5 protein-coding genes are annotated in these 4278 nt (G+C 27.9%); 2 read left to right on the top strand and 3 right to left on the bottom strand.

Annotated features, from left to right (window positions below; all coding sequences use genetic code 11):
* On the top strand, positions 1-324 hold a 324-nt coding region (locus Q0649_RS20255; protein ID WP_298846115.1), incomplete at its 5' end, for a hypothetical protein.
* Between the two features lie 284 nt (positions 325-608).
* Entirely contained in the window at positions 609-1730 is a 1122-nt protein-coding gene (locus Q0649_RS20260; RefSeq protein WP_298846117.1) for a replication initiation protein, read from the top strand.
* Between the two features lie 220 nt (positions 1731-1950).
* Here Q0649_RS20260 and Q0649_RS20265 read toward each other — a convergent pair whose 3' ends face one another.
* The 3 genes from Q0649_RS20265 to Q0649_RS20275 all read right to left on the bottom strand — a co-directional run bounded on the left by Q0649_RS20265 (position 1951) and on the right by Q0649_RS20275 (position 3714).
* Positions 1951-2334 (bottom strand): hypothetical protein, encoded by a 384-nt coding sequence (locus Q0649_RS20265; protein ID WP_298846120.1) that lies wholly within the window; start codon positions 2332-2334, stop codon positions 1951-1953.
* A 63-nt stretch (positions 2335-2397) separates the two neighbouring features.
* Positions 2398-3057 carry a hypothetical protein gene (locus Q0649_RS20270; protein WP_298846124.1) on the bottom strand — a complete coding sequence of 220 codons (660 nt, stop codon included), beginning with the start codon at positions 3055-3057 and terminating at the stop codon, positions 2398-2400.
* Between the two features lie 111 nt (positions 3058-3168).
* Positions 3169-3714 carry a site-specific integrase gene (locus Q0649_RS20275; protein WP_298846127.1) on the bottom strand — a complete coding sequence of 182 codons (546 nt, stop codon included), beginning with the start codon at positions 3712-3714 and terminating at the stop codon, positions 3169-3171.
* Positions 3715-4278 lie beyond the last annotated feature (564 nt).

Here is a 4278-nt window from a genome sequence, read left to right on the forward strand (position 1 = left end):
TATAATAAAATAATAGATTTAGCTAAAAAAGAAGTGCTAAATGAGAACTCTTTGAATGAATTAAAAAGAATTAATACATCGTTGGAACAAAATAATTTAAGTTATCATAAAGGATTTACAGAGTACTCTAATAAATATTTTAAATTAAAAAAAGAACATAAAAAGTTAACTGATAATGTGGCAGGTTTAATAAAAGAGTATAAAATAATGGTTAGCACACTAGAAAAGAATAATTTAATGTCTGAAGTTCAACAAAAATTAAAAGAAGAAAGAGAAACTGAGAAGATCTCAAGAAGAAATAAAAAAGAAGAATTAGAACTATAAAAAAAAAACAACTACAGTTGTTGTATAGTAAAGAGTATAGTAAAGAGTATAGTAAAGAGTATAGTAGGATTCTGCAAACATAGTGGTACTAATGGTTTGCAGGGCATAAGGGTGGAAGGATTGACTGTTAAGGGTGGAAGGATTGACTGTTAAAGGTGGAAGGATTGACTGTTAAAGGTGGAAGGATTGACTGTTAAGGTGGAAGGATTGACTGTGGAAAGTGGAAATTGACTTTCCACAGTCTACATGTGATAATATACCTATATTGATTATAGGAGGATATTATGGAAAATAAAAAGGGCGGGGAATTAATATGTAGACGACCTGAAACAATTGTTGAAGCAAGATTTAGCTTAACAAAAAAACAGAATGATGTTTTGGATATGGTTTTTGCGTCTATTGAAAATGATGATAATTTGCAATATGAAATTGATATAACTAAGTATGCGAAATTATATAATATACAAGATAAAAGTAATATTTACGGCGATGTAAAAAAAACAGTCAGAACATTTGAAGGTAAAGGATTTTCGGTGACTCAAAAAATTAGTGAAAAGAAAGAAAATAGAATATATTTTGCTTGGTTTTCTAGTATTAATTATCTCGGTGGAGAGGGTAAAATTATAATTGAATTAGGTCAAACTCTTAAAAAACTATTATTAAGTGCTAAAAAAGCTTGCTTTTATCAAATTAAATACCCTATAAATTTTACGAATATTTATAGTAAAAGAATTTATTATTATTTAAAAAGCTTTGAGGATACTGGATGGAGAGTCGATAATTTAGATAGTTTAAGATCCAAGTTAGAATGCCCCAAAAGCTATAATAGGTATGCTGATTTTAGAAAACATGTACTCACTCCAGCATTTGAAGAAATAAATGGTGAAAGTGATATCTCATTTAAGTATGAGGAATTAAAAACTAAACGAAAGGTAACAGGGATTAAATTTTATGTTAAAACAAATAAACCCAAAATATCTAATAAAGATGCTATTAAGTTTCCAGTTGAAACTGCTGAGGAAGAAGTTTCAGCAACATTAATCGAACCAGAAGAAGAAACTCCAATTAAAAAAATTATGGTTATAATGAGTGACAGCAATATAACAGCTCTTGAAGCTAAAAAAATATATGATAGTTCTAAAAAGAATCTTGAAATAATTAAAAAAGTGTATGATGATGGTAAAAACCAAGAGATACCGAATTTTACAGGATGGATGATAAACATGGTTAAGCCAGGGGTTTACATAGAACCAAAGAAAAATCATGCTAAAGGTAGTTTTAATAATTATGAGCAAAGAGAATATGATTTTGATGACTTAGAAAAGAGATTATTAGGGTGGAATAGTCTTCAAAATGATGATGCAGGGGAAAAGTTCAGTCAATTATCAATAAGAGAGGGGGAATAATGGCTACAATAAAACAAAAAGGCACCCTTCTAAAAGAGTACCTTCTATTTCTATACATTATAGTTGGTTTGACAGGGCGGCGTATCCTGTATCTCTGTTAACTACCTTTGCAAGTAGCGCGTTGGGAGCCATTTCCAACTTCAAATCCAAACTATAGTAGTATTATTAACATGTTTATATTTATATTATACATTCTATGATTAAAAAGTGCAATAATATGTTACACTTTTACAATCCTTTTGCTATTTAGTCTATTATCAAGCTTAGCCTCTGTTATTGGATACAATGAAGCGACATATATGTAATTATCAATAGTATCAAATTGAATAGCTAAAAGCATATTATCACCAATTTTTTTTATCAATTCGAGGCTTGTGCCTTCTTTATCAGGAGCGCACCCCACATAATCAGGGTTATTTAGTATATTTTCCATAGTTGACAATAAATTATTTGAAATGGTTTTGCTAAATTTATCTTTATGTTTTTGTATATGTTTTAGTACTCCAGGAGCAGCATATACTTTACCAGGATATTTAAAGTTTTTAAGTGTTGCTATTTCTTCTGTTAATGTACCTATTTTCATATATTCTGATATTTTTCCCATAGTGAATGTGATCCTTTCATAATTTATAATAAGCATAAATGCGTTACTACAAATCAACATAATCTATTTATACTTATTTATAAATTCTAAAATAGCGATAGAAATAAGATCTTTCTGTTTTTCCTTTCTATTTTCTGCAAACGTAGAAAATTCTTCTGCTATTCCTTTATACATTTTGAAGCTTCTAGTGATTACTTCACCATTTAACTTAATATCATTTATATTGAGTTCTGGCACCTCAATTATATTTGTATTAGTTTGTTTTTTATACCAACCTACCATTTCTTTTAGATCTCCAGTTAGAGATAAAAGTTCTTTGAATTCAGTCGGTAGTTCAAAAGTATTCTTTGGTATACTTTGAATTTCTTTTAAATTAATTTGAGTAGTTTGTTGATGTGGTTCTTGATTTTCAAGTGGTTCAGCATAGGCTGGATTTACGATACCTTTGTTTAATTGTTCGTAATTTACCTTGGTAGTTGAAAAGATTACTTTCTCACTACTTTCAGTATCATAAAAAAAAGTTGATTTATTATATACTATATTTGTTTCTTTAATTGTTTCAGAAAAGTCTTTTCTATTTATACCAAATTGTCTTATAAATTTATCGGTAGGTATTTTTTCTTCTTTGATTCTAATTTTATTGTTTTTTGTATTTTCATTTATTGCCTGAGCTATTTCTTTTAATTTTTCTATTGGCAGGTCTAATTTTTTAGGTTTACTCATTTTCCTATCCCCCACTATTTAAGGTTACTTTTAAACTACTTTAGTTTACTTTTTATTTTATCATAAAAATTTATTTAAAAAAACAAATTTATTATACAAATAACTACAATTCTATAAATAGAAATTTTCTATGCTCTTATCATTTATATCCTCATTGATTCCAATATATCTTAAAGTAACACTGGGGGAGGAATGATTGAATATTTGTTGAAGTAGTGCAACATCTTTATTTTGCTTATAGTGCCAGTAACCAAAGGTCTTTCTTAGGGTGTGAGTGCCTATCTCTTGAAGTCCAATATGCTCCGCTGCACTATTAAGTATTCGATATGCCTGGACTCTACCAATGGGCTGATTTTCACCTTTTCTACTCTGGAATAAATAATCTTCCTCCGACATTAGTCTAATATATTTATCTATCTCTATTTTTAAGGATGAATTTATTAAAAACCTCTTAATTTTATTTGTTTTTTGCTCTATTATTTTAATATGTGTTTTATCTTTCAAATCTTTAACTTTAAGTTCTAATATATCACCGATCCGAAGACCTGTATTAATCCCAACAACAAACAGTAAGTAGTTTTTATATCCTGTCTTCAATAATTCCATTTTCATTTCTTCAAGCTTTTCTCTATCCCTAATTGGCTGAACTAGCTTCATGATCTACAACTCCTTAATATTATAATTAAGACTGTTATATTACATTCAATGTAACAAGTCAATTCATTATGTTACATTCAAAATGAAATTTTTAAGGAATAGGCAATAGCCCCAATGTGAATGTAACTCAATTACCATTGTGTTACATTCACTTTGTTAATATGAACTTAAATCAAGTAACGCCCTATTATTTAAATAGGGCGTTACTTGATTTGAAATATAAGAATATGTTAAACTAACTTATTGCATGACTGAGATATTATTAGTCTAAATCCCTCTTTTTTAGCTTATATAGGCAAAGTTCGCCTTTGTAGATAAATAACGAACTTTATAAATAAACAGATAAATCTACTCATTTATTTGTTCCAAAATTATACTATTTCTAATTATGATAATTTAAAAACTTTGAGTCTTAGTTTGTTTATATATATTTTTCACAATATCCTCTAAACTTTTATCAATTATATGTATATCTTTTATTTTATAATTTTTGGCTAAATATGTTATAGCATCTCCAGAATTTATTTCAGCTCTATTACATTTAATAACTTTTTTGTTTTCTTC

The sequence above is a fragment of the uncultured Clostridium sp. genome, from assembly GCF_937920395.1.
Lineage (GTDB): Bacteria > Bacillota > Clostridia > Clostridiales > Clostridiaceae > Clostridium_AD.

What these genes read in the sequence shown, in the direction of transcription:
- Q0649_RS20265 (WP_298846120.1), bottom strand. Translation starts at nt 2,334, where the DNA reads ATGGGAAAAATATCAGAATATATGAAAATAGGTACATTAACAGAAGAA.
- Q0649_RS20260 (WP_298846117.1), top strand. Translation starts at nt 609, where the DNA reads ATGGAAAATAAAAAGGGCGGGGAATTAATATGTAGACGACCTGAAACA.
- Q0649_RS20270 (WP_298846124.1), bottom strand. Translation starts at nt 3,057, where the DNA reads ATGAGTAAACCTAAAAAATTAGACCTGCCAATAGAAAAATTAAAAGAA.
- Q0649_RS20275 (WP_298846127.1), bottom strand. Translation starts at nt 3,714, where the DNA reads ATGAAGCTAGTTCAGCCAATTAGGGATAGAGAAAAGCTTGAAGAAATG.